The sequence below is a fragment of the Rhizobium cerradonense genome (genome assembly GCF_030182455.1).
Taxonomy (GTDB): domain Bacteria; phylum Pseudomonadota; class Alphaproteobacteria; order Rhizobiales; family Rhizobiaceae; genus Rhizobium.
Genome location: NZ_JAQJCK010000007.1, coordinates 1 through 23,629, shown reverse-complemented (window position 1 = coordinate 23,629; position 23,629 = coordinate 1). Strand labels below are relative to the sequence as shown.

Annotated in this window: 20 protein-coding genes; 17 read left to right on the top strand and 3 right to left on the bottom strand. The window is 59.0% G+C overall.

Annotation, left to right across the window (positions count from 1 at the left end; all coding sequences use genetic code 11):
- Positions 1–122 precede the first annotated feature (122 nt).
- Positions 123–2,063 carry an O-linked N-acetylglucosamine transferase, SPINDLY family protein gene (locus PH547_RS16830; protein WP_285168921.1) on the bottom strand — a complete coding sequence of 647 codons (1,941 nt, stop codon included), beginning with the start codon at positions 2,061–2,063 and terminating at the stop codon, positions 123–125.
- 329 nt (positions 2,064–2,392) lie between these two features.
- Between PH547_RS16830 and PH547_RS16825 the strand changes: the two genes are divergently transcribed.
- Both PH547_RS16825 and PH547_RS16820 read left to right on the top strand, forming a co-directional pair.
- A complete protein-coding gene (locus PH547_RS16825; protein WP_104822005.1) occupies positions 2,393–3,304 on the top strand; it encodes a flagellin N-terminal helical domain-containing protein in 912 nt (303 codons plus the stop codon).
- Between the two features lie 256 nt (positions 3,305–3,560).
- Positions 3,561–4,475 (top strand): flagellin N-terminal helical domain-containing protein, encoded by a 915-nt coding sequence (locus PH547_RS16820; protein WP_104822006.1) that lies wholly within the window; start codon positions 3,561–3,563, stop codon positions 4,473–4,475.
- Positions 4,476–4,595: 120 nt separating this feature from the next.
- On the opposite strand, the gene PH547_RS16815 is transcribed toward PH547_RS16820, so the two are convergent.
- The gene (locus tag PH547_RS16815; protein WP_285168920.1) at positions 4,596–5,846 is read right to left on the bottom strand and encodes an ATP-grasp domain-containing protein; all 1,251 of its coding nucleotides are present in this window, start codon (positions 5,844–5,846) and stop codon (positions 4,596–4,598) included.
- Positions 5,840–7,327 carry a pyridoxal phosphate-dependent decarboxylase family protein gene (locus PH547_RS16810; protein WP_104822008.1) on the bottom strand — a complete coding sequence of 496 codons (1,488 nt, stop codon included), beginning with the start codon at positions 7,325–7,327 and terminating at the stop codon, positions 5,840–5,842. Before PH547_RS16810 ends, PH547_RS16815 begins: the two co-directional genes overlap by 7 nt.
- A gap of 322 nt (positions 7,328–7,649) precedes the next feature.
- On the opposite strand from PH547_RS16810, the gene PH547_RS16805 reads away from it, so the two are divergent.
- The 15 genes from PH547_RS16805 (at position 7,650) to PH547_RS16735 (ending at position 23,613) form a co-directional block, all read left to right on the top strand.
- Positions 7,650–8,570, top strand: a complete 921-nt coding sequence (locus PH547_RS16805; RefSeq protein WP_104822009.1) for a flagellin N-terminal helical domain-containing protein — start codon at positions 7,650–7,652, stop codon at positions 8,568–8,570.
- 262 nt (positions 8,571–8,832) lie between these two features.
- Positions 8,833–9,807, top strand: a complete 975-nt coding sequence (locus PH547_RS16800; RefSeq protein ID WP_104822010.1) for a flagellin N-terminal helical domain-containing protein — start codon at positions 8,833–8,835, stop codon at positions 9,805–9,807.
- 248 nt (positions 9,808–10,055) lie between these two features.
- Positions 10,056–10,694: a hypothetical protein gene (locus PH547_RS16795; protein ID WP_104822011.1), complete on the top strand. Its 639-nt coding sequence runs from the start codon at positions 10,056–10,058 to the stop codon at positions 10,692–10,694.
- The gene (locus PH547_RS16790; RefSeq protein ID WP_285168919.1) at positions 10,691–12,193 is read left to right on the top strand and encodes a MotB family protein; all 1,503 of its coding nucleotides are present in this window, start codon (positions 10,691–10,693) and stop codon (positions 12,191–12,193) included. Before PH547_RS16795 ends, PH547_RS16790 begins: the two co-directional genes overlap by 4 nt.
- A gap of 3 nt (positions 12,194–12,196) precedes the next feature.
- Positions 12,197–13,501 (top strand): chemotaxis protein MotC, encoded by a 1,305-nt coding sequence (gene motC, locus PH547_RS16785; RefSeq protein WP_285168918.1) that lies wholly within the window; start codon positions 12,197–12,199, stop codon positions 13,499–13,501.
- Between the two features lie 2 nt (positions 13,502–13,503).
- Positions 13,504–15,177, top strand: a complete 1,674-nt coding sequence (gene fliK / locus PH547_RS16780; protein WP_285168917.1) for a flagellar hook-length control protein FliK — start codon at positions 13,504–13,506, stop codon at positions 15,175–15,177.
- Entirely contained in the window at positions 15,086–15,712 is a 627-nt protein-coding gene (locus tag PH547_RS16775; RefSeq protein ID WP_245463924.1) for a transglycosylase SLT domain-containing protein, read from the top strand. Before fliK ends, PH547_RS16775 begins: the two co-directional genes overlap by 92 nt.
- A 280-nt stretch (positions 15,713–15,992) precedes the next feature.
- Entirely contained in the window at positions 15,993–16,664 is a 672-nt protein-coding gene (gene rem / locus PH547_RS16770) for a transcriptional activator Rem (protein ID WP_104822015.1), read from the top strand.
- Between the two features lie 287 nt (positions 16,665–16,951).
- Positions 16,952–18,232 (top strand): flagellar hook protein FlgE, encoded by a 1,281-nt coding sequence (locus PH547_RS16765; protein WP_104822016.1) that lies wholly within the window; start codon positions 16,952–16,954, stop codon positions 18,230–18,232.
- Between the two features lie 27 nt (positions 18,233–18,259).
- Complete coding sequence (gene flgK / locus PH547_RS16760; protein ID WP_285168916.1) at positions 18,260–19,735, top strand: flagellar hook-associated protein FlgK; 1,476 nt, start codon at positions 18,260–18,262, stop codon at positions 19,733–19,735.
- Positions 19,736–19,738: 3 nt separating this feature from the next.
- On the top strand, positions 19,739–20,797 hold the full coding sequence (locus PH547_RS16755) for a flagellar hook-associated family protein (RefSeq protein WP_104822018.1): 1,059 nt from the start codon (positions 19,739–19,741) through the stop codon (positions 20,795–20,797).
- A 37-nt stretch (positions 20,798–20,834) separates the two neighbouring features.
- A complete protein-coding gene (gene flaF, locus PH547_RS16750) occupies positions 20,835–21,182 on the top strand; it encodes a flagellar biosynthesis regulator FlaF (RefSeq protein WP_104822019.1) in 348 nt (115 codons plus the stop codon).
- Positions 21,179–21,628 (top strand): flagellar biosynthesis repressor FlbT, encoded by a 450-nt coding sequence (gene flbT / locus PH547_RS16745; RefSeq protein WP_104822020.1) that lies wholly within the window; start codon positions 21,179–21,181, stop codon positions 21,626–21,628. Before flaF ends, flbT begins: the two co-directional genes overlap by 4 nt.
- Positions 21,619–22,056: a flagellar hook assembly protein FlgD gene (gene flgD / locus PH547_RS16740; RefSeq protein WP_285168915.1), complete on the top strand. Its 438-nt coding sequence runs from the start codon at positions 21,619–21,621 to the stop codon at positions 22,054–22,056. The genes flbT and flgD overlap by 10 nt, the downstream gene beginning before the upstream one ends.
- 174 nt (positions 22,057–22,230) lie before the next feature.
- The gene (locus tag PH547_RS16735) at positions 22,231–23,613 is read left to right on the top strand and encodes an IS701 family transposase (protein ID WP_184806404.1); all 1,383 of its coding nucleotides are present in this window, start codon (positions 22,231–22,233) and stop codon (positions 23,611–23,613) included.
- Positions 23,614–23,629 lie beyond the last annotated feature (16 nt).

Sequence of the window (23,629 nt, the reverse complement as noted above, 5' to 3'; positions counted from 1 at the left end):
TAGTCTTTTGAATCTAGAGCATCTTATCCGCTTGCAGGTGATGTCACCTGAGCGGAATGCTCCAATCGCCTGCCGCCGGTGGGACCGTCATCGGGAGCGGAGCTTCCGATGAAGAGAGGTCCTTATTCTGCGGCGATCGCTGCAGCATCCTGACTTTCGACCAGGAACGGTTCGGCTCGCGCCGGCAGTGCCGGCACGTCCATATGATCCGGATCAAGGCCCTGCTTGGCGCGTGCGACCATCATTTCGTAGGCGGTTTCCACGTAACGGGTAAGGCGTTCGGCATCGAAGAGCGGCTTGATGTAGCGATTGGCCGCCAATGTCTCCTTGAGCGCGGCAATGCGCTCCGGCTGCCTGGCGAGCTCGACGGCCATATCTTCATAGGCTTTGACATCGGCCGCCACCAGCTCCGGTACGCCGATGGCGTTGAGCAGGCTTTCGCTGACGCGCGAGGCGAAGTTCGTGCCCTTCATCGTCAACACCGGCAAACCGCCCCAGAGCTGTTCCGAGGTCGTCGTGTGGCCATTCACCGGGAAGGTATCGAGACCGAGATCGGCCAATTGCTGGCGGTCGATGTGATCCTCATAGCGGATACGCGTGGTGAAGATGATGCGCTTGCGGCTGATGCCGCGCGCCTCCAGGCGCGTCCACAGGTTGGCCTCGGCGCGCGGGTTGCAAAGCAGCCAGAGCACGCTGTTCTTGGTGCGCTTCAGTATGTTGCACCAGATATCGATCATGTGCGAGGTGATCTTGCGGTTGCCGTTGAACGAGGCGAAGACGAAAGCATCCTCCGGCAGGCCATGCTGCGCACGGGTCGTCGGCCGCGGCTTCGGGCGATATATCGGATCGTTCGGCTGATAGCATTCGGGCAGGCGGCAGAACTTCTCGTGGAAATGCGGCTTGGAATAATCCGGCAGAACGTAGGGATCGCCGATAATGTAGTCGAGGTCGATGTTGACGGCGGAGCCCGGAAAGCCGAGCCATGCCGTCTGAATCGGCGCAGCCTTGTGGTTGAGGATGCGGACGCGGCTATCCTTGGTATGTCCTTTCAGATCAACCAGGATGTCGATCTGATGGGCACGGATCGCCTCTGCCGCCGCCTGATCGGAGAGGCTGCGGACATCGACCATGGTACCCAATTTCGAATAATCGAATTCTTCCTCTTGCTGAGATGACGGCTTGGAATGGTCGAAGAGGACAATCTCGAATCGATCCTTGTCGTGCAGTTCCAACGTCCGCTGCATGAGCTTCATTGTCGCATGGCCCGGCCAGAAGTCCGATGAGAGATAGCCGATGCGAATCTTGTCGCCCCATGTATGCGGCGCCTTTCGGCGCGCCTCTGCGTGCCCGGCCGGCAGCGGTACCGTGTCGTGCACTGCGAACTTGTTGATCGCTTCGTCACCGCACCAGTGCAGATGGAAGAAGGGATTGTCCGGCCTGATATAGTCGAGGTTTCCGGCAGCCGTCGCCGCCAGGATCGGCGCCATATGTTTGTCCACTGTCGCAAGATCGGACAGTTCGCGGGCGAAGATCAAATGGAGCGTGCGAAAGATGATGTTGTCTGGATGCTTCTTGAACAGGGTTGCGACGATGTGCCTGTTGCCGTCGTCGTAAAGGTCATCGGTCAACAGTTTTGACGCCATCAGCCGATGTTTGAGCTCCGGCCCTTCCACGAGCACGGTCCTGAAGCCGGCCAGCAGGTCCCTTTGCTGACGGCTCAGAAAGATGCTGGAAAGGGAAAAGGCAAGATCCGGATCCTTGAGCGCCCGATTGAGAATCAGGCTACCGATCGAAAGCGTTGCATCTTCGTTGCCGCAGGCAAAGTGCAGCAGCAGGGCTTCCCGCAGATAGTCTTCGCGATAAGGCTTCTGCCGGCCCGCCAGTTCATAGGATCTCGCCGCGTCCGCTCTGAAGCCGAGTTTGAGCAGCGTCTTTGCCAGCAGGGCATAGGTCTTCGGCGATGTATCGACATTGAGCAGCCCGTTCAGTGTTTCGAGCGCGCGCGTATATTGTCCCTTTTGATAAAAGCTGGACGCTGTCCCATAGGCGTTTTTCGTATTCACGAGCGAGAACTCCGAGCGAACTTTGGACGGTCTCCGGCAAAGGCCGGAGTCCGTCATCATGGATTCGGGGGATAATCGCGCGCGTAGCTTGCCTGAAACCGAAGCAATGGTTGAACCCCTTTACGCATCGTTAGCTACGTTGTTGTCGGATGCTTTTGCGGGTTCCGCGTTTAAGGAATTCGCAAGCAATGCATGCGAGTTTACCTGCGACATGACGGGTTTGGTCCTCTAGGAAATGGGACCGAGGAGCATGAAGCCGCTCCGTCATCGCCGGTATTTGAAGTCCGGTATGTCCTCCTTTTCGTATTCAGTTTCCAGGGGACACACTTATGACCAGCATCGTAACCAACAATTCCGCTATGGCCGCTCTGCAGACTCTGCGCGGCATCAGCAACAACCTGCAGAGCACGCAGGACGCTGTTTCTTCCGGCCTGCGCATCTCCAAGGCTTCCGATAACGCCGCCTATTGGTCGATCGCCACCACGATGAAGTCCGACGACAGCGCTATCGGCGCCGTCTCCGACGCGCTCGGCCTCGGTGCCGCCAAGGTCGACACGGCATCCACCGCAGTCACCAGCACCCTCGACATCGTCGGCCAGATCAAGGACAAGCTCGTCACCGCCATGGAAGGTTCGGTTGACAAGGGCCAGGTCCAGGAAGAAATCGGCCAGCTTCAGGAACAGCTCCAGAGCGTCGCTCAGTCCGCTTCGTTCAACGGCGAAAACTGGGTCATGGCTGCAAACGGCGACTCCGCTTCGGTTGTTTCGTCCTTCATCCGCGGCACCAACGGCACCGTTTCGGTCAGCACGACGTCCTACGCCTTCAACACCGGCGCAACGGGCAACGTTCTGTTCGGCGCGAATAACGGCTCGATCGACACGTCTTCGGGTATCCTTGGTACCCAGGACTCCACGGTTGGCGCTTCGGTCTTCAGCCTGGACATCACCAACATGACCTCCGGCCAGATCTCCAGCGCCCTCAACATGGTTCAGACCGCTCTGAACTCCATGACCAGCATGGGTTCGAAGCTCGGCTCGATCTCCAGCCGTATCGACCTGCAGACGACCTTCGCTTCGTCGCTGTCCGACTCGATCGAATCGGGCGTTGGCAAGCTGGTCGACGCCGACATGGAACAGGAATCGAGCAAGCTCTCTGCTCTGCAGACGCAGCAGCAACTGGCTATCCAGTCGCTCTCGATCGCCAACTCCTCCACGCAGTCGATCCTGTCGCTGTTCCGTTAAGAAGAAGGACTGGCGCTCGACGCCAGCCGAAATTTCTAAACACCAAGTTAACCGCGCCTGTCTAAGGCGCGGTTTTTTTTATATTTTTAGACCGGGGTCGGTTCAGGTTTTCTTAACCATATTGCTGTTTTCTAACACCATTGAAACGGCGAGTTAACCTTAACCGAATGGGTTAACAGGCATGATGCTGAGTGCCGTTACCGGTTTTTAGGTCCGGAATGTCCCTTATTTAACCGCTGCCAAAGGGGCAAATATTATGACGAGCATCCTTACCAACAACGCTGCAATGGGCGCACTGCAGACACTGCGCGGCATCAACAGCGACTTGCAGTCCACGCAGAATGCCGTTTCCTCGGGCCTGCGCATCTCCAAGGCTTCCGATAACGCCGCCTATTGGTCGATCGCCACCACGATGAAGTCTGACGACAGCGCTATCGGCGCCGTCTCCGACGCCCTCGGCCTCGGTGCCGCCAAGGTCGACACGGCTACCACCGCAGTCACCAGCGCCCTCGACATCGTCAGCCAGATCAAGTCCAAGCTTGTAACCGCCATGGAAGGCTCGGTTGACAAGGGCCAGGTCCAGGAAGAAATCGGCCAGCTCCAGCAGCAGCTCGAGAGCGTCGCTCAGTCCGCTTCGTTCAACGGCGAAAACTGGGTCATGGCTGCAAACAACGATTCCGCCTCGGTCGTTTCGTCCTTCATCCGCGGCACCAACGGCACCGTTTCGGTCAGCACGACGTCCTACGCCTTCAACACCGGCGCAACGGGCAACGTTCTGTTCGGCACGCAGGCTAACGGCTCGATCGACACGTCTGCGGGTATCCTTGGTACCCAGGACTCCACGGTTGGCGCTTCGGTATTCAGCCTCGACATCACCGGCATGACCGGCGGCCAGATCTCCACCGCCCTCAACATGGTTCAGACCGCTCTGAACTCCATGACCAGCATGGGTTCGCGTCTCGGCTCGATCTCGACCCGCATCGACCTGCAGACGACCTTCGCTTCGTCGCTGTCCGACTCGATCGAATCGGGCGTTGGCAAGCTGGTCGACGCCGACATGGAAGAAGAATCGAGCAAGCTCTCTGCTCTGCAGACGCAGCAGCAGCTGGCCGTCCAGTCGCTCTCGATTGCCAACTCCTCGTCGCAGAACATCCTGTCGCTGTTCCGTTAATAGGAAGAACCGGCGCCTGGCGCGCCGGCTCAAATTCCGAAACAACAAATTCACCGCGCCTTTCCAAGAGGCGCGGTTTTGTTTTCAGGGTGGTATCTACTTAAAGCGCGTCGCGATCTTTCAGATTCCACCGGTCTTCCGGTGGCGCACAGCATCGATGAAGCCATCAAACAACTTGCGCATGGCAACCTGCTTGTAGGGATAGATGGTGGCGCTATCCATGTTGTGGACGACCATCGCCACGTCGAGCTCGAAAACCAGCAGACGTCCGTCGGGAAGTTCGGCGCAATCGATACCGAAATAATCAAGCCCTATGTGACGATAGAGAGCTTCGAAACTCTCCTTGTGGCGGACCGCGAAATCCATATCGAAATTCTCCATCCAAGCCTGTTCGACAGCCCGCTTCGCCGGGCTTTCCGCCATGCCGGCGCTGAGATAATGCACGATCCAATGCTCGGAAAGCGCCATATGGCTGGCGAAGGCCTTGCCTTCGATAAATACGATGCGCTGCTTGTTGTAGAGCCCGTCCGGCCCGCGGAAATCGATGAAAGGCGCGACGTAGAGCTCGGGAGCCGACTGCGTGGCCAGCCATGCGGACAGTCCCGAAATATCGGCGATACGTTCCATTCCATTGCCGGCATGGGTACTGATCGGACGAACGACGAGCGGAAATGAGAGGCCCGGCGCGCATTCGTCCAGGGCTTTTGTGCCCGCACCGACTGCGACAAGGTCCTCGCGTGGAACGCGGTACGTGCTCGGCGACAGAATGGAGGGCTCATTGGCCAGCATGCCGCTGACGCCATCGCGCGTCAGCCGGCTGATCAGTTCCGGATCGTCGTTCATGATCGGGCCGTCAAAATCGGCCAGCAGCGTCCGCATCCGTTCAAGCACGGGGGCGTTTTCGGTCGATTCGCCGATCGCCATGAACGCAACGTCGTGGTCCGGCAAATCCGTGAGCGCGGTCGTTTCCGCGTCCACGTAATGCAGCCAAAGAACACAGTTGCTATCCGCCAGCAGAAAATCCAGCGGCGTGTTCGCCATGAAGTTGCCCGGCGTCACGAAGGCCAACAGCCGGGGCCCTTGTCCATCCCCGTGGACGACGCAAAAGTTGCGGCTGAGCTCCACCGCGCCCCGCAGGACCTGATGAGCCTCTTCGGAGCGGCCAAGCGTCTGCAGGATCGTCCCCAGGTCGAACATCGCCGCCGCGTCTTTGCCATTGGCTCCGATCCGCTGCATCAGCTCGTTCCAAAGCGGCGTCACGTCGGCGCCGGCATAGATGAGCGACACGATCCTCTGCATGCCCAGGATTCGCCTGGCGCCTCCGATTTCGTCAGAAGCGCGAGCGGCCACGAGGCCGGATGTCATCAGCATTGGAGCAAATCCTGTCGAGAACCGAGTTTCAGAACGCCGTCAATCAGCGCGTCGATATCCATCTGCCGCGTGCGATGGTTCACGATCGCGGCGCGGATTGCCGGTTGTCCGTTAATGTGGGTGAGGGACGGGGCGACGCGCCCCTCGGCGTGGAGATGTTCGATGATCCGGGCATTGACTTGCGGCGGCGCGTCACCGTCGGGGCCGACATAGGCAAAGCAAACGATATTGAGCGCAACCGGCGCCAAGAGCCGCAAGGCGGGTTCCTGTTCGATCCGGCGTGCGAGACCGCGTGCCAGGACACAGTTGGCAGCCATCGAATCCCCCAAAGCCTTGACGCCATAGGTCTTGAGGGTGAACCAGGTTTTGAGCGCGCGGAAGCCGCGTGACAGGTCCGGGCCGTAGTCGCAAGGCCACCAGTCACCGCCGGCCAGACCCGAGGCGGCACGGCTGAGATAGGCGGCTTCCGAAGCAAACGTCTGGCGCTGCCATGTGCTGTCGCGCACGAGGAGGAAGCCTGCATCGTATGGCACCTGGCCCCATTTGTGGAAATCGAAGGCCAGCGAATCGCAGGTTTCGATGCCGGCGAACAAATGCGCCAGATCATCGCAAAGGATACCCAGCGCCCCCAACGCACCGTCGACGTGAAAATGCAGGTCGTGGGCGTCGGCGATACCGCGCAAAGTGATGAGGTCGTCGATCGCTCCGGTATTTACCGTCCCTGCGCTTCCGATGATGAGGAACGGCGTGTGTCCCGCCTCCTTGTCGCGCATGATGGCACGTTCGAGGGCCGCAATATCGATCTGCCCGGCCGCGTTGACCGGGATTCGCCGGAGCTGATCGCTGCCGACACCCGACATCTCGAATGCGCGCGGCACGCAACCATGCACTTCGCTCGATGCGTAGCCCACGAGCCGCGGCTCGTTCGATAGACCCTCAGCGCGGGCATTTGCACCGAGCTTTCTACTGCGCGCGAGCAGGAGGGCGACAAAATTGGCCTGCGAGGCGCCGGTCAGGAACAGGCCGCCAGCGGTATCCGGAAATGAGAATATTTGCCGTGTCCACCGGATGATCTGACGCTCGACCTCGATCGGCATGTGGTCGCGCCCGCCGAGATTGGCGTTCAGACCGCCGGCCAGCATCTCCGCCAACATGCCGGCGACTGTTCCGCCGCCCTGCACCCAGCCCATAAATCCTGAATGGATATTGCCGCTGCCATAGGGAAGAACATTGTCGCGGAACATGGCATGGACATCCGCCAGATCCGTCGGTTCGACCGGTAGAGGCGCGTCAAACAGGGCGCGCGCAGGCGACGGTGCTGGTTGCCAGACGGGCTTTTCGGAGAGCCTTTCCAAATGGTCGAGCATATCGTCCAGCATCTGGTGACCCTGCTTGCGCAGGCTTTGCCAGTCGTCGGGGTCGAGGCTTGTCCGTTGCCGCGGTCCATCCCACGGTGATCCGCCGTCTTGTAAACTTAACATGTCGACCCCGCATGGGCTGATATACCGACGTTGTAACCACGCCGTTTCCGGCCGGACAGTCGCCCGATCATGACAATCTTATGCCGCCCAAGGTGGCGCGAAGCTGACCTGACGCGCCGATGGCCTCCTGCAGGAAATATGATTTTGTTAACTTTCCGGTTTTGTTGTTAACCTTTTATTAAGCCTGGTAGTGTCATCTGCGGCTAACGCAACGGTTGGTTAACGTCTCTTAAGAGCCAGTTAACAGGCATGACGCTGATTGCCGTTCCCGGCCGAAGACCGGAATGTCCCTTCCAATTTCAGCCACAAGGGGCACCTCTCCATGACCAGCATTTTGACCAACGATGCAGCAATGTCTGCTCTCCAGACTTTGCGCTCGATCAACAATAATTTGGAAGACACCCAAAACCGGGTCTCTTCCGGCTATCGTGTCGCCAAGGCCTCCGACAACGCCGCCTATTGGTCGATCGCGACCACCATGCGTTCCGACAACAGCGCGCTTTCGGCCGTCTCCGACGCTCTGGGCCTCGGTGCCGCCAAGGTCGACACCGCCTATACGGCAATGGACAATTCCATCAATGTCGTCGAGCAGATCAAGGACAAGCTTGTCGCGGCCACGGAAAACAGCGTCGACAAGGCGGATGTTCAGGAAGAAGTTTCGCAGCTTCAGCAGCAGCTTGAGAGCATTGCGCAGTCCGCTTCGTTCTCTGGGCAGAACTGGATGATCGGAGCCAACGGCGCCTCCGCATCGGTCGTGTCCTCCTTTGTCCGCAACAATGACGGCACGGTCGAGGTCAACAGCACCAGCTATAGCTTCGATACGGGATCGCAGGGCAACGTGATGTTCGGCGCCAATGCCGATGGTACGATCGACACGAGCTCCGGTATCCTTGGCACCACGCAGAATATCAACGGCACCGCCTATTCCGTCTTCAGTCTCGACATTACCGGCATGACGAGCGGCGGCATCGGCCAGGCGATGAACCTAGTGCAGTCGGCTCTCAACGCGATGACGAGCACCGCTTCGCAGCTCGGCTCGCTGTCGACCCGCATCGACCTTCAGACAAGCTTCGTTTCAACGCTGAGCGACACGATCGACTCCGGCGTCGGCAAGCTGGTCGATGCGAATATGGAAGAGGAATCGAGCAAGCTCTCGGCGCTTCAGACGCAGCAACAATTGGCGATCCAGTCGCTGCAGATCGCCAACAACAGCGCGCAGAACGTTCTGGCGCTCTTCAAGTGAGCCTTGACCGGAGCTTACGTTAGGAAAGCGCGGCGGCATTTCTTTCTTGCCGCCGCGCATAAGCTTTTGTTAACGTTCCGGGGTAACTGATTTGCAGTATCTGCGCAGAGCCCCGGTGTTCGATCAATTTCGTCGGAACCGATTTGAGGGCTTGATCTAGCGACGAGCCGCGTTGGGATCATTCCCGCTGGCGGGCATGAGGCCGTTCGTTGCTGCCGGACCCGTCCGGCCTGCCGTTTCCAATAGAATTACGGATCTCCCGATGAGCAGTGTAACGACGAACCCCGCCTCTTTGGCCGCGCTGACGGTATTGCGCGGCGTCAACAAAGATCTTGGTGTCGTGCAACAACAGGTTTCATCCGGCCTGCGCGTCGAGAACGCGGGTGACGATCCGACCTATTGGTCGATGTCGAAGACGATGCAGTCGGACCAGAGCAGTCTTTCCACCATTACCGACGCGCTCGGCCTCGGGGCCTCGAAGGTCGATACCGCCTCCACCGCCATGGATTCGGTCGTCGATCTCGTGACCCAGATCCAGGCCAAACTGGTTTCGGCCAAGGAGCCAGGCACCGACAAGAGCGCGGTCAATGCGGATATTGAGCAGCTCAAGAACCAACTGCAGTCGGTCACGCAATCCGCGTCCTTTTCCGGTGAGAACTGGCTCTACAACACCGATGCGCAGCCCGATACCGAGCAATCCGTCATCAGCAATTTTACGCGTGGCACGAGCGGTCAAGTCAATCTGGTGACGATCGATTACGATAGTTCGCAGACCCTGATGATCGACACGGCCGATGCCAGCCGCGGACTGCTGACGAAGAATATCGATGCCAGCACGTTCGACAGCAGTGGAACGTCGACGGAGCGTAACTATTATCTCCTGGCTGCGGATTCCGGTACGCCGCCGGACGACGGCACCGAAATTTCCATTTCCGACAGCACGACGGACGATGAAATCACTGACATGATCAATGTGACGAACTCGATCCTGAAGTCGGTTACTTCAGCCGATTCGACGCTGGGCGTGATGAAATCGCGTATCGACGATCAGACTGATTACATTTCCAACCTCAGCGATGCCGTCAAGACCAGCGTCGGTAACCTTGTCGATACCAACATGGAAGAGGCATCGGCGCGCCAAAGCGCGCTGCAGACGGCGCAGCAGATGGGCATTCAGGCGCTGTCCATCGCCAACACCATGGCGAGCAAGGTGTTGATCCTGTTGCAGGCAAAGTGAATTTCATGTCGTGCGGCAAGGAGGGTTGCTCCTGCCGCATTCATCCTCGCACAAGTTTGACCCCCTACGGTCCATCGCAATGGCATGGCTGCGCTATTTCCGGTGACGTTCGGCGTCACGCCCGGAAAGCGTGGTCGCAGGACGGAAACCGGAAGCGTGATGATCGACGTTTTGAGCATGGGAATTCAAGGGACCTGTCGGGAAATCAGCTCGCGGTCTTCTGCGGATGAAAACGGGAGGATGTCAGCATGAGCCCGACGCTATCCCGCTACCTCAAGGATTTCAGCGCCGAGCCGCCTCCGCCTCCGTCCGCCGGCATACCGGATATGCCGTTCGAAGAGACTTTGGACTTTCCAGAAACTCCGGTGGTGGTGCCGATCGATATCGAGGCGGAACGCCGCGAAGCCTATGCAGAGGGGCACGAAGCCGCAACGCAGGAATTGACGCAAAAGCATCAGGCCGAGCTGGAGACTATCGCCGAAACACACCGAGGCGAGATGGATGCCTTGCGTGCCCGATATGAGGAGCGCGCGGCGGAGAAGATCGTCAACGGATTGAAAAAAGTCGCCACGATGCTCGGACAGGCGATCAGCGCGGAAGCTGCCGTCGCACTTGCGCCGATCATGACGGAAGCGCTGACGGCCAGGGCCGTCGCCGATCTCGCCGAACGGGTGACGGCAGCCATTCTCGATGGCGCGGCAGGTCCCATTACGGTCAGTGGCCCCCGTCATCTCTTCGAGGCCCTGCATGCCAGTATCGGCCAAAACGGCGTCTTGTTGCGCCACGTCGAGGCTCGCGATGTCGATCTCACCGTAACGATCGGGGAGAGCGTGCTCGTAACCCGCATGTCTGCCTGGGCCGCTAGCCTGAAAGAGATTCTGAAATGAGCGACGGCGATCAAAATCAGGGCAAACACGAGATCATCATCGTCAAGCGGCACGGCGGCGGTGACCATGAGGGCGGCCATGGCGGCGCATGGAAGATTGCTTATGCCGACTTCATGACGGCGATGATGGCCTTCTTTCTGGTGATGTGGCTGGTGAACGCCGCAAACGAGGAGACGAAGGCCTCCGTCGCCTCCTATTTCAATCCGATCAAGCTCGCCGACGAAAAGCCAACCGAGAAGGGGCTGAAGAAACCCGTCGACAAGGCGGACGGGCAAAAGAACCAGGCGAAGTCGAAGAACAAGGAAGACAATCCGAACGACGGCAAGTCCGCCAAGACCGGCGAGGACCAGACCTCGACGTCGGGTGACCAGACGAATTATTCCGAAGCGGATTTCTTTGAAAATCCCTATTCGGTCCTTGCCGAGATCGCTCAGCAGGTCGGTCAGCAGGCCAATGTCAGCGCCAAGGGTGAGGGGGGCGCTGCCCAGTCGGGTCCCGCCACCGGTGCGGATGGTGGCCAGGCCTATCGCGATCCCTTCGATCCGGATTTCTGGACCAAGCAGGTTCAAGTCTCCAGCGCCTCGAAGAAGGCGAACGAAGAACAGGACGCAAAATCCGACAAATCGCCGAAGGGCGAAGTCATTGCCCTTTCCAAGGCAACCGCCGCCGATACCGGTCAGCCGGCCACCCAGCCGGAGAATCCGGAGGACCAGCCGACCCTGAGCGATCCGCAGGCGTCGACGGATCAGCAGACTAAGGACCAGCAAAACAAGCAGGCTGCAAAGCAGACGCCGAACCAGCAGACCGCAAGCGCCGCTGCCGCCGAGCAAAGCGATGCTTCGACATCTGAAGACAATTCTGCGGCGGCGCAGAACAAGGACGTCGCGCCGACGAAAGATCAGCAGCAGGACGCCAAGGACCTGCAGGAGGCGATCCAGAAGCAGATCGGCGGCGTTGCCGGTCAGCTCGCCGAGGGTCTTCAGGTCATGCCGGCAGAGGGTGGTCTTCTCGTGACGATTTCCGACCAGACCAATGACCCGATGTTCAACATCGGCTCGGCCGTTCCGCGCCAGGAGATGGTGCTGGCGATGGCAAAGATCGGCAAGATCCTTGGGGATCGGAAAGGGTCTATCCTGATCCGCGGCCATACCGACGGGCGTCCCTATATGGTCGATGGCCACAACGACAATTGGCGCCTGTCGCTCGACCGCGCCCAGAGCGCCTACTACATGCTCGTCAACGGCGGGCTGGACGAGAAGCGGATCGCGCAGGTTTCGGGCTTTGCCGACCGCCGGCTGAAGCTGCCTGACGATCCCTTCAACGACGCCAACCGCCGCATCGAGATCCTGATCCAGGGCGCTTCAAGCCAGGCCGCCAAGAACCAGACCGACGGCAGCAATCAGGATCCGGTCAAGCCGGTTCCGGTCAAGCCGAGCCAAGGCAAGCAAAATCAGGGTAAACAGGGCCAGGGCAAGCCGAGCCAAGGCAAACAGGGATAGTCCATGGCGCGCATTCAGCATCGTCATCGCGTCGCGCTTGCTCTGACCCTCGGCATGGTCATGCCGGGGATCGCTGGTGCGGAGGGTCCGGACAGCCTGCCGCCCTACAAGATGCTGCGTTCGCTCGAATTCATTCAGGACTCCGTGGTGGCAGGCGATAGTTCGGCCGGCGAGATGCAGCGTTTCATGCTGTCGACCATTGACGAGCGCCTGCGTACCGCCGATAAGTCCGCTTTCGACGACAGCCGCAATGTCGATGCCGCGCTGATCTACGCGATGAGCGGCGGCAATCCCGCGACGCTGGAATATCTGATGTCGCGCGACCTCAACGGCAATTTTGACAATCGCGTCGCCGACGTCTTGAGGAAATATCTGAACGGCAAGGGGCTGCTGGTGGTCAACACGCTTGCCGATATTGCCCGGGAATATCGCGACAAGAAGATTGGTCCCTATCTTTCGCTCGTAGCTGCCAACGTCATGTCCGCCAAGAACCCGAAGGCGGCGCTGAAGTTTTATGACTGGGCGCGCCTGACGTCGCCGGGCACCATCGTCGAGGAATCGGCGCTACGCCGCTCCCTTGCGCTGTGCGCGGACACTGGGATGGTGCGGGAGGGTCTGGATTATGCGCAGCGGTATACGAGGCGCTTCCTGCACTCGCCCTATGCCAGCCAGTTCGCCAACCTCTTTGTGCAGCTCGTCGTCGATCACAACACCGACGTCAAGCAGCAGGATATTATCGATATCCTCGCGTTCATGGACCCGCCGAGGCAGCGGGAAATCTATCTGCGAATGGCGCGCCGCGCCGCGATCGCCGGTAAAGCCGATCTCGCCGCGCTCGCGTCCGGTCGCGCCCAGGCGATCTCCAACGATGGCGGCGATGCGTTCGGCGCGCTGGCGGGCTTCTATGGCGGTGTTGCCGGCGTGTCGACACCCGATTTAGGGGCGGCAGTGCGCAACATAGACCAGATGCCAGCCGGCGAATTGAACGCGCAGGATCGCGCTCTGCGCGATGCCGCCAAGGCGGTGGCGGACGAAATTCTGCGTGAGCCGGAGCCGACAAGCCTGACGCAAGTCTCACCGCCTAATCTGCCTAATCAAGAAAGTACTGAACACGATGCTGCTGTGACGAACCAACCTGGGGCCCAGTCCCCTGGCACGGCGGGTGTTGAGGAGGGAGCCCCGGCAAAGGCGGCTCACGCCCCGGATGAAGGAAGGCAGGAGGCCGACTCTTCATTTAAAGCATTCGTCACGACGAGCCGCTCGAAGCTTGACGCCATCGACGGCCTGTTGAAGCAGGAAAGTCATTGATCATGATGGATATCGGTATTGCCAGTGCCCCGCCCGGGGCCGATCTGGTTGCTGTTGCCAAAGGCGGGCGTTCGGCCAAGCAGGATGATGGTGACGGCAAAGGGTTTCTGGATGCACTGACCAGTTCGCGCGGCAACGGGCGAAAATCTGACACGGCCGCGAACGACGATACGGACACCACCGATGCGGCGACCGGTACCGATATCGATACCGACGCAAATGTGAATGCGGATCCGGCGAAAACTTCGGCTGGCGATCCGACGGCGACCGCTGCGGCCATGGATGATGGCAGCAACGCCGGAGCCGGCATGATCGATCCGTCCGTCGCCAATATTGCCGCCCTCGCTGAGCTTGCCAAAGGCTCCAAGCAGCCCGGCGGTGCCAAGTTCCCGCAAGGAGCGGACGCGGCAAATCTTTCAAAATCGTTGATGGATCTTCAGAAGTCGGCCCAGGTAGATGGCGCATCTGCCGATCAGGCTCAGGCGACTGATCCGGCCGGCAAGACGGATGCGGCCCAGGTTCTAGATCAGGCTCAGGCGCAGACCTCGGATCAGCTCGACGACATCGCGCAGCAACTGGCGGACGCGATCGCGGGCAATCAGCCGGTACAAGGCGCTGGCAATGGCGACGGCAAGACGCAAGCGCCGGGGAAGACGGGTAAGACGACGTCAGCGGATGACGACAGTAAGTCTTCGGCGACGCAAACCACCCAGACCAGCGGCGCAGCGTCGGATGCGCTATCGCTTTTGAACGTGCCGCAGGCGGCCAACGCGGTTGCGGCTGCGCCGCAGAGCGCAACGAATGTGTTTGCCGGCGCCGACACAAAGACGCAGACGGAGCCGGATCAGCCTTTGCCGAAAATTGCCGATGTGACGCTGAAAGATGCGTCGGCGGATGCCACGGATACCGGATCGGCAGTTTCTGGGACAAGCAGCGACGCCACGATCACGGCGCAGACGTTCAGGCTGGTGCGTGCCGATGGACGCGGCGGCTCGCTCGACATGTCGATCAGCAAAACCGGCAGCGACGATGCGGCGCAGGTCGACGTAAAGGCATCATCGGGCAGCAGCAATGCGGAGACCGTTACGGTGCTCGATTCCCGTCGCTACCTCGGTCTTGCGGCCAATTCCAACGCGACGCTCGTCACCGGCGCTCTCGCTGGAGATGGAGAATGGTCGAGTGCGATGCAGCCTAGTTCGGCGCTCTCCAACGCGGCGAGCTGGACGAGCACCGGCAAGGTCGTCAATACGCTCAAGATCCAACTGCATCCCAACGATCTCGGCCAAGTCACCGCGACCATGCGGCTTTCCGGCGATCAATTGAGTGTCGATCTCAAGGTGCAGACCAGCGAGGCCTATCGGCAGCTCCATGCCGATCAGAGTCACATGGTCGATGCGTTGCGCGCCCAAGGATATCAGGTCGACAATATCACCGTGACCCTGGCCTCGAACGCGGATCAACAATCGGATAGCGGCAGGCAATCCGGCTCCCAGGGACAGTCCCAGCAATCCCTATTGAATCAGGGGCAGGGTGGGGACGCACGACCAAAGGGGCAGAGCTATTCGGGGCAGCAGGCAAATGGCAATGATGGTAATCGCAGCACGGGCGAACGCGGCTTGGAAGACGGCACTGCTGGCAGTGCTCAGCGTTTACGCTCTGGCGACGTTTACCTCTGACGCCCTTGCCACCGCGAACGGCGCGCCGCCCGATAACGGCGCAGCCGGCCTGTGCGAGCGCGAAATCCAGTCGGCAGCGGCGAAATTCGGCATACCGGAAGGCATCCTCTATTCGGTCGGTTTGACGGAGACCGGACGCAAAGGCTCGCTGTATCCCTACGCCCTCAATGTCGAAGGCAAGCCGATCTTCCCGCCTTCGGAAGGCGCCGCCTTGCAGACCTTCGTTGCGGCCAAACAGAGCGGAGCGAAGCTGATCGACATCGGCTGCATGCAGATCAACCAGTATTTTCACGGCGAAAACTTCGCCTCCGTTGCCGATATGTTCGACCCGCATCGCAATGTCGAATACGCTGCCAAGTTCCTCCGCGACCTCCATGACAGGCATGAGACCTGGACGATGGCGGTAGCTAGATACCATGCCGGCCCGAACAACGACCCCGCCCAAAAGGTCTATGTTTGCCGCGTCATCGCCAATCTGGTCGCCACCGGATATGGAAAATGGACGCCGAACGCGGCGACCTTCTGTCAGAACTGAGTTAACCAAAAGTTGTATTTGGCTCTTCGTAGGCGGTCGCTAACCTATTTGGCATGGTTGACAACACGAAGATGCCATGAACTACGTATATTCGTAATATACTAACTAACCAATTTTTTATCGGTGTAAAACCAAGGGTACCCACTACATCTAGTGCAAATCGGCCCCCAATTCTTAATCAATTATTAATTCCCGTCACTCATTTCCGACAGTTGTTCGTGATTCGCCCGATTCGTACCCATAGTCCATCGAAACACCACACTGATTCGGAGGCGGACGAATGATCGTAGTGGTTGATGAGCGAGAGCTCGTTAAGGATGGTTATACTTCTCTCTTTGGGCGCGAGGGCATCCCGTCAACGGGGTTCGATCCCCGGGAATTCGGCGAATGGGTCACGACCGCTGCGGACGGCGATATTGCCGCCGTCGAGGCGTTTCTGATCGGACAGGGACAGCATGTGCACGAATTGCCGCGGGCAATTCGCGACCGGTCGGTAGCTCCCGTCATCGCCGTCAGCGATCAGCCCTCGTTGGAATCGACGCTGGCGCTCTTCGACTGCGGCGTCGATGACGTTGTCCGTAAGCCGGTGCATCCGCGCGAAATCCTGGCCCGTGCGGCTGCGATCCGCCGGAGGCTGAAGGCGATCACCAGCTACACCGACATCGGCCCGATTCGCGTCTTCGCCGACGGCCGTGACCCGGAGATTAACGGCGATGTCTTCGCCCTGCCGCGGCGCGAACGTCGCATTCTGGAATATTTGATTTCCAACCGTGGCCGCCGCGTGACCAAGACGCAGATCTTCAACGCGATCTACGGCATCTTCGACGAGGAAGTCGAAGAGAACGTCGTCGAAAGCCATATTTCCAAGCTGCGCAAGAAGTTGCGCAAGAAGCTCGGTTTCGATCCCGTCGATTCCAAGCGCTTCCTTGGCTACTGCATCGATTGGAATTGATGCTTCGACCGGGACTTGGCGTAGCAACGCTGGCCCGCGTGTAATTCCCTCCCAAAATTTCTTTCAAATTCCCAGGATTATACGCGGGCCCCGAACATCGATCGCGGTGTTCGAATGCGAAGGTGCGCCAACTCTTACCTTTACTGCGACCGTCGAGCGCTCCTAATGACGCGTCGCAGCAATCTCCGAAAAGCTGCTTCATGATGACCGGCTTTTCCTCTTTTCAGACAGCTTCACGCAAGGCCCGCCCCATACTCTCAGCCTTACGAGGAAAACGAGGATTCCAGATGAGCATTTTCGGCAGCATGAAAACCGCGGTTTCAGGGATGAACGCCCAGGCAAACCGTTTGGGTACTGTTTCTGACAACATCGCCAACTCCAGCACCACCGGCTACAAAGAAGCATCGACGAGCTTTTCCTCCCTCGTCCTGCCTTCCTCGGCCGGCAGCTACAGTTCCGGCGGCGTCCAGACGTCGGTGCACCGCGCGATCTCGCAGCAGGGCAACATATCCTACACGACCTCGAGCACAGACCTCGCAATCCAAGGCAACGGCTTCTTCGTCGTCCAGAGCTCGTCCGGACAGACATTTCTGAGCCGCTCCGGCGACTTTTCGGCGGACTCCTCGGGCAACCTCGTCAATTCCGCCGGCTTTACGCTGATGGGCTATCCCTACAGCTCCTCCGGAACGGCTTCTGTGGTCGTCAACGGCTTCAGCGGCCTGGAGCCGATCAATGTCAGCGAGAATGGCGTGACCGCCGTCGCCACGACGACTGGCGAGATGGAAGGCAACCTCGATTCCAATGCCGACATCGCGACCAGCAGCACCACCGGCTATCTGCCGTCCGAAAATACGTATCCGGTAACCGACGACACGAACAAGGTTTCGATCACCGGTTATGACAGCCAAGGCAACGCTACCACCTTCGACGTCTACTATACCAAGACCGCCGACAACACGTGGGATGTCACGGTCTACAATCAAGCAGACCTGGTTTCTGATCCGACGTCGGGCGGTGCTCTTTATAGCAGCGATCCGGTTGGCAGCACGGAGCTTGATTTTGACGATACCGGCGCTTTGACGTCAGGCGGAACGTTCGATCTCAGCTTCACCAGCGGATCGACGACGCAAACCATCGCGATGGATATGACGGGCTTCACCCAGGTCGCCACTGACTTCAACGCGACGGGTAGCATGAACGGCCAGGCTCCGAACCCGGTGACGAGCGTCACGATCAGCAAGGACGGCACGGTCAACGCAGTCTATAAGGACAGCTCCACCAAGGCCCTCTATCGTATCCCGCTCGCCACGGTGGCAAGCCCCGACAATCTGACGCTCGAGAGCGGCAACGTCTATTCGGCCAACGGTGAGTCCGGCGTTACGGTGACCGGTTTCCCGCAGACCGGCGGCTTTGGCTACATTCAGTCCGGCGCGCTGGAAGAATCCAACGTCGACCTTGCGACCGAACTGACGAACATGATCGAGGCGCAGAAAAGCTACACCGCGAACTCCAAGGTGTTCCAAGCCGGTTCCGACCTTCTGGACGTTCTGGTCAACCTGCAACGTTAATAAGTACGATAGGGTAGCGAGCCAGCCATGTCCCTCACAACAGCACTCAATAACGCGCAAGCGATATTCAACAATACCGGCACGCAGAGCAGTGTCGTATCGAACAATATCGCCAATGCCGGCAACGCGGATTACACCCGCCGCCAGGCGATGTTGACGACGGACATGAGTGGCGCGCAGGTCGTAAAGATCGCCCGCGCCGACGAGCCATCCTTGCAAAAGGCTTTCCTGGGCAGCACGTCTGACGATGCTGCTCAGCAGCGCCTGCTGAAGGGTTATGAGGATATCCAGTCCGGAACGATCGGCGGCAACGACAACGAGATCGCGCCGTCTACCTATCTTGCCGCCCTGCAAACGGCAATGCAGACCTATGCCGGTTCGCCGGCCAGCACCACCGCCGCGCAATCGGCCGTCAACGCTGCCCAGGATCTCGCAAACTCCCTGAACAACGCCACCACGGCCGTCAACGGAATTCGTACCGATGCCGACAAGGAAATCAGCTCGGATGTCGACTCGCTGAACAGCCTGCTGGCGCAGTTCGAGCAGGCGAACGATGCGGTCAAGACCGCGACTGCGACCGCCGGTCCCACGTCTTCTGCGCTGTCGGATGCGACGGACCAGCGCGATGCGGTCCTGAAACAGATTTCCCAGATCGTCGGTGTCACCACGGTAACACGATCGAACGGCGACATGGCGCTCTATACCAGCGGCGGTACGACGCTGTTTGAGACGATACCGCGTCAGGTCACCTTCACGGCGACGAACTCCTATACGGATGGCACCGTCGGCAACAGTGTTTACATCGACGGCGTAGCGGTCGATCCCGGTGAGGGCGCGGACACGACGGCGCAGGGCAGCCTTCAGGCGGCGCTCCAAGTTCGTGACGACGTTGCTCCGACCTATCAGAAGCAGCTCGACGAAATCGCACGCGGCCTCGTGTCGATGTTTTCGGAGAAGAACCAGTCCGACTCCACTCAGGATGCGTTGCCAGGCCTTTTCACTTGGAGCGGCGGTACCGTGGAGACCGATACCACCGCTGTCGCCGGCATGGCCGGTACGATCGCGGTCAATCCGGCGCTGATCACCTCAGAAGGCGGCGATCCGACCCTTCTGCGCGATGGCGGCATCAACGGTTCCGACTATGTCGTCAATTCCAGCGGCGACAGCGGCTATTCCGATCTGCTCGACTCCTACGTCACCGGCATGGACACGAAGATGGACTTCGATCCCGAGGCAGGCTCCGACACGACGGCCAGCATCATGGATTATGCGTCCGATTCCATCGGCTGGCTGGAAGACCAGCGCAGCTCGGCAAATACGGCGGCGGAAAATACCTCCGCGGCGCTGTCGCGTTCATCGGAAGTCTATTCGAACGAGACCGGGGTCAATCTCGACGAAGAGCTGACGCTGATGATGGACATCGAGCAATCCTACAAGGCGGGAACGAAGATATTGAACGCCGTGAACGAGATGCTTCAATCGGTACTGGATATTGCGAGCTAAGCCATGAAACTTTCCTTCATTTCAAGCGCAGCCATTCAGAACGCTATGCGTCAGACGATCCGTCAGTCGCAAAATGAGATGACGGATGCTTCGACCGAAGCGACGACCGGCGTCTATGCGGATATCGGCGTCGCGCTAGGGAGCAATACTGCACTTAGCGTCAATCTCACGCGGGAAGTCACACGCATCGATTCCCTGCTCAGCAGCAACTCGATCGCCGATCAGCGCATGTCGTCGTCACAGACGGCTCTGAGCGACATGTCGTCTCAGTCTCAGAAGCTGATGGATCAGTTGGTGGCGCTGCGTGGCAACACCGATGGAAGCAGCGTATCGCTGACGCAGCAGACGGCGAGTGCGACGCTTTCGAGCTTCATTTCCGATGCCAATACCATGGTCAACGGCGAGTATCTCTTCGCCGGCACCAATACCGACGTGCAGCCGATGACCGACTACACCGCCGATGCGACGACCTCTATCCAGACGGCGCTGGCGCAATATGCCAGCGACAACGGCACGACCGTCGAAGATCTGACCGGCGACCAGATGACGGATTTCATCACCACTGAGGTCGAGCCGATGTTCACGTCGGACTCTGCTTCTGCGCCGGACAATTGGGCAAGCTGGTCGGCCGCTTCGGATCAGAACATGTCGAGCCGCATCAGCAACTCGGAAGTGATCGATTCCTCGACCAACGCCAATGAACCCGGCATGCGCTACCTGGCGCTCGCAACCACCGTCGTCAACTCGTTGATGGATTCGAGTTTGGGCTTGAACCAGGACGCGTTGAATGCGGTCAACGACCAGGCAACCAGCTATACGCGTCAGGCGATCGATGGAATCAACGACCAGTCGAGCCAGCTCGGTCTGTCGCAATCGCGTCTCTCAGATGCGAACACATCGCTGAACGCACAGAAGGATATCATTAACACTAATATCGGCGACCTTACCGGAGTCGACCCTTATGAGGCTTCGACCAAGGTCAACAGCCTCGAAACTCAGCTTGAGACGGCATATACTATCGTCTCCAAGATACAGCAGCTGAGCCTTGTAAATTACCTTTGATGATCAAAGGCATGTAATGACCAAGAAGGATGCATGAATGTATCAGTTCTCATATGCGGAAGTCATGCAGGATGCAGTGGCCGACGCCAAGGAGCGAGAACGTCAAGTTCTGGACCGGTCGGTAGCTCTTCTCTCTGCGGCCCGTGACAAGGGGAAGTACGGCCGCGAAGCGATCGAGGCACTGTTCTACACAAGACGTGTCTGGATCAGCTTTATCGAGGATCTAAAAAGTCCGGAGAACCAGCTTAACGTCGAACTGCGCGCCAATCTTATCTCCATCGCAATCTGGATTTTGAAGGAATGCGACCGGATCCGTAGGCGCCAGTCGGAAAATTATCAAGGCATCATCGATGTCACCACCATCATCAGGGATGGACTTAAATGAAAAGTACGCTTCGCATATCGCTTAAAGCCGGGGAAAGAATTTTTATCAACGGGGCCGTGCTGCGTGTTGACCGCAAGGTCGCCCTGGAATTCCTGAATGATGTGACCTTCCTGCTCGAGAACCACGTTCTCCAGCCGGAAGATGCGACGACACCGCTGCGCCAGCTCTATTTCATCGCGCAGATGATCCTCATCAATCCGGAAGGCAAGGAACAATCGACGGCGATGTTCCGCAAGTCGATCGTGATGCTGCTCTCCTGCTTCCGCAATGAGGAAGTGCTGGCCGAGCTGAAGCGGATCGATGGGCTCGTGGCCACCGGCCGTGCCTTCGACGCGCTCAAGGCGATCCGCGGGCTTTACCCGGTCGAAGACAACATTCTTCACAACCAGGAAATGCCGGCCGCGACGATCGAGCATATTCGCCGGGAGATCGCGCCGTGGCGGTAGATGCAGTCACCAGCACCACGTCTTCGACCAGCAGCAGTTCGAGTAACGCGGCGACAGCCTCGGCAAGCGCTACGGTGAACTACAATGACTTCCTGCAGCTCCTCATCGCGCAGATGAAGACACAGGATCCGACCGACCCGATGGATGCCAGCGAGCAAATTTCGCAGCTCGCCAGCTTCTCCCAGGTCGAACAGCAGATCCAGACGAACTCGCACTTGGAAACAGTGCTGCAGAATCAATGGATTTCGAATGCGTCGGACTATATCGGCAAGGAGATCATGAGTGCCGACGGCACGGTCACCGGCACGATCAAGGAAGTAACCGTCTATTCGGACGGTATCATTGCCGAAACCGAAGACGGCGACAAAGTGCTTCTGCAGGCGGGCGTCACAGTCGCGCCGGCAGGCACGACGATTGATACAGCTTGACTTTGTACAAAATCTCTTTGGAATTTCGGGTTTGTTGCGGCGGCGCTGATCTTCCGCGTACTGGCAGCGTGGCGCGCGCGGCACTCTCATTTTGAGGCAATTTGAGCGGGGTGAATCAATTCGCCGCAGTCTCTCTGACTTGCCTGTTTCGCGTGACCGGATTCGAACCGGTGGATGACCGATCATAATGAGAACTGCGTCGGGTCGGGTGATCCTGTTCCGCAAATCCTTCGCCAGTGGCTGTCGTCGTTTCGTCCCTGGTTCACGGCACCCAGCTGGGAGCATCTCCTGGTCCTGGTGATGGGTGCGATCCTGTCTCCAGGCAAACGAACAGTGACGTCCTGTTTGCGGATCACCGGCCGCGCCGAGGCTGGCAATTTTTCCCTCTACCATCAGCTCCTTAATCGCGCGCGTTGGAACCCGCGTACGTTGGCTTCGCGGCTGTTATCGGTCGTTGTCGCCAGCCTCGTACCCGATGGTCCCATTGTCATCGGTATGGATGACACCATCGAACGCCGATGGGGACCAAAGATTGCCGCGCGTGGCATTTATCGCGATCCAGTGCGCTCCAGTCACGGTCACTTCGTCAAAGCCAGCGGCTTGCGCTGGTTGAGCTTCATGGTTCTTGCCCCGGTCCCATGGGCCAAATGCATCAAGGCCCTACCAGTCTTAACGCTTTTATGCCCCTCAGAGCGCTACGACAAAAAGAGGGGACGAAGACACAAACTGCTGACGGATTGGGCAAGACAGGGCGTGATGCAGCTTTGCCGCTGGCTGCCTGGACGCGATCTCATTTTTGTTGGCGACAGCAGTTTTGCTGTCCACACATTGGCTGCAGCGCTGCCAGACAGGGCCACCCTCATCACACGCCTGCGTCTCGATGCCAGTCTGTTCACCCCGCCAGATCCGCGACACGAACACACGCTCGGTCGGCCCGCACAAAAAGGCATGCCCTTGCCCAAGCTCAAGGCGGTCCTCAACAATCCCAAGACCGTCTGGCAACGCGTCATCGCGTCAACTTGGTATGGCAGACAAACCGATAAACACCTTGATATCACGACAGGCACTGGCTTGTGGTATCGGCGGGGAACCCCGCCAAGGCCAATTCGCTGGGTCCTGGTTCGAGACCCGACCGGCCGCCGCGAACCGCAGGCGTTTATGAGCACCAATACCGAGCTCGAGCCGACCCAGATCATCGCCTATTTCGTTCGGCGCTGGCAGATCGAAGTGACGTTCGCCGAAACACGCGCCCATCTTGGTGTGGAGACCCAGCGCCAGTGGAATGGCAACGCCATCATCCGCACGACACCTTCACTTTTGGCCCTCTATAGTCTCGTGACGCTGTGGGCGGGAGATGTTCTCAGCCAAACCACGCGCCCTTACGCGGCGGCATGGTACAGGAAAACCGATCTGACATTCACAGATGCGATTGGCGCTGTGCGTCTCGTTTTGTGGAGCGACGATCTTTATCGACACTCACCGTCAAACCTGGAAATGCATAAAATACCGCCAGGGCGACTTGTCCGTATGGCGCAGGCGATTTGCTTCGCCGCATAATGTACAAAGTCAAGCT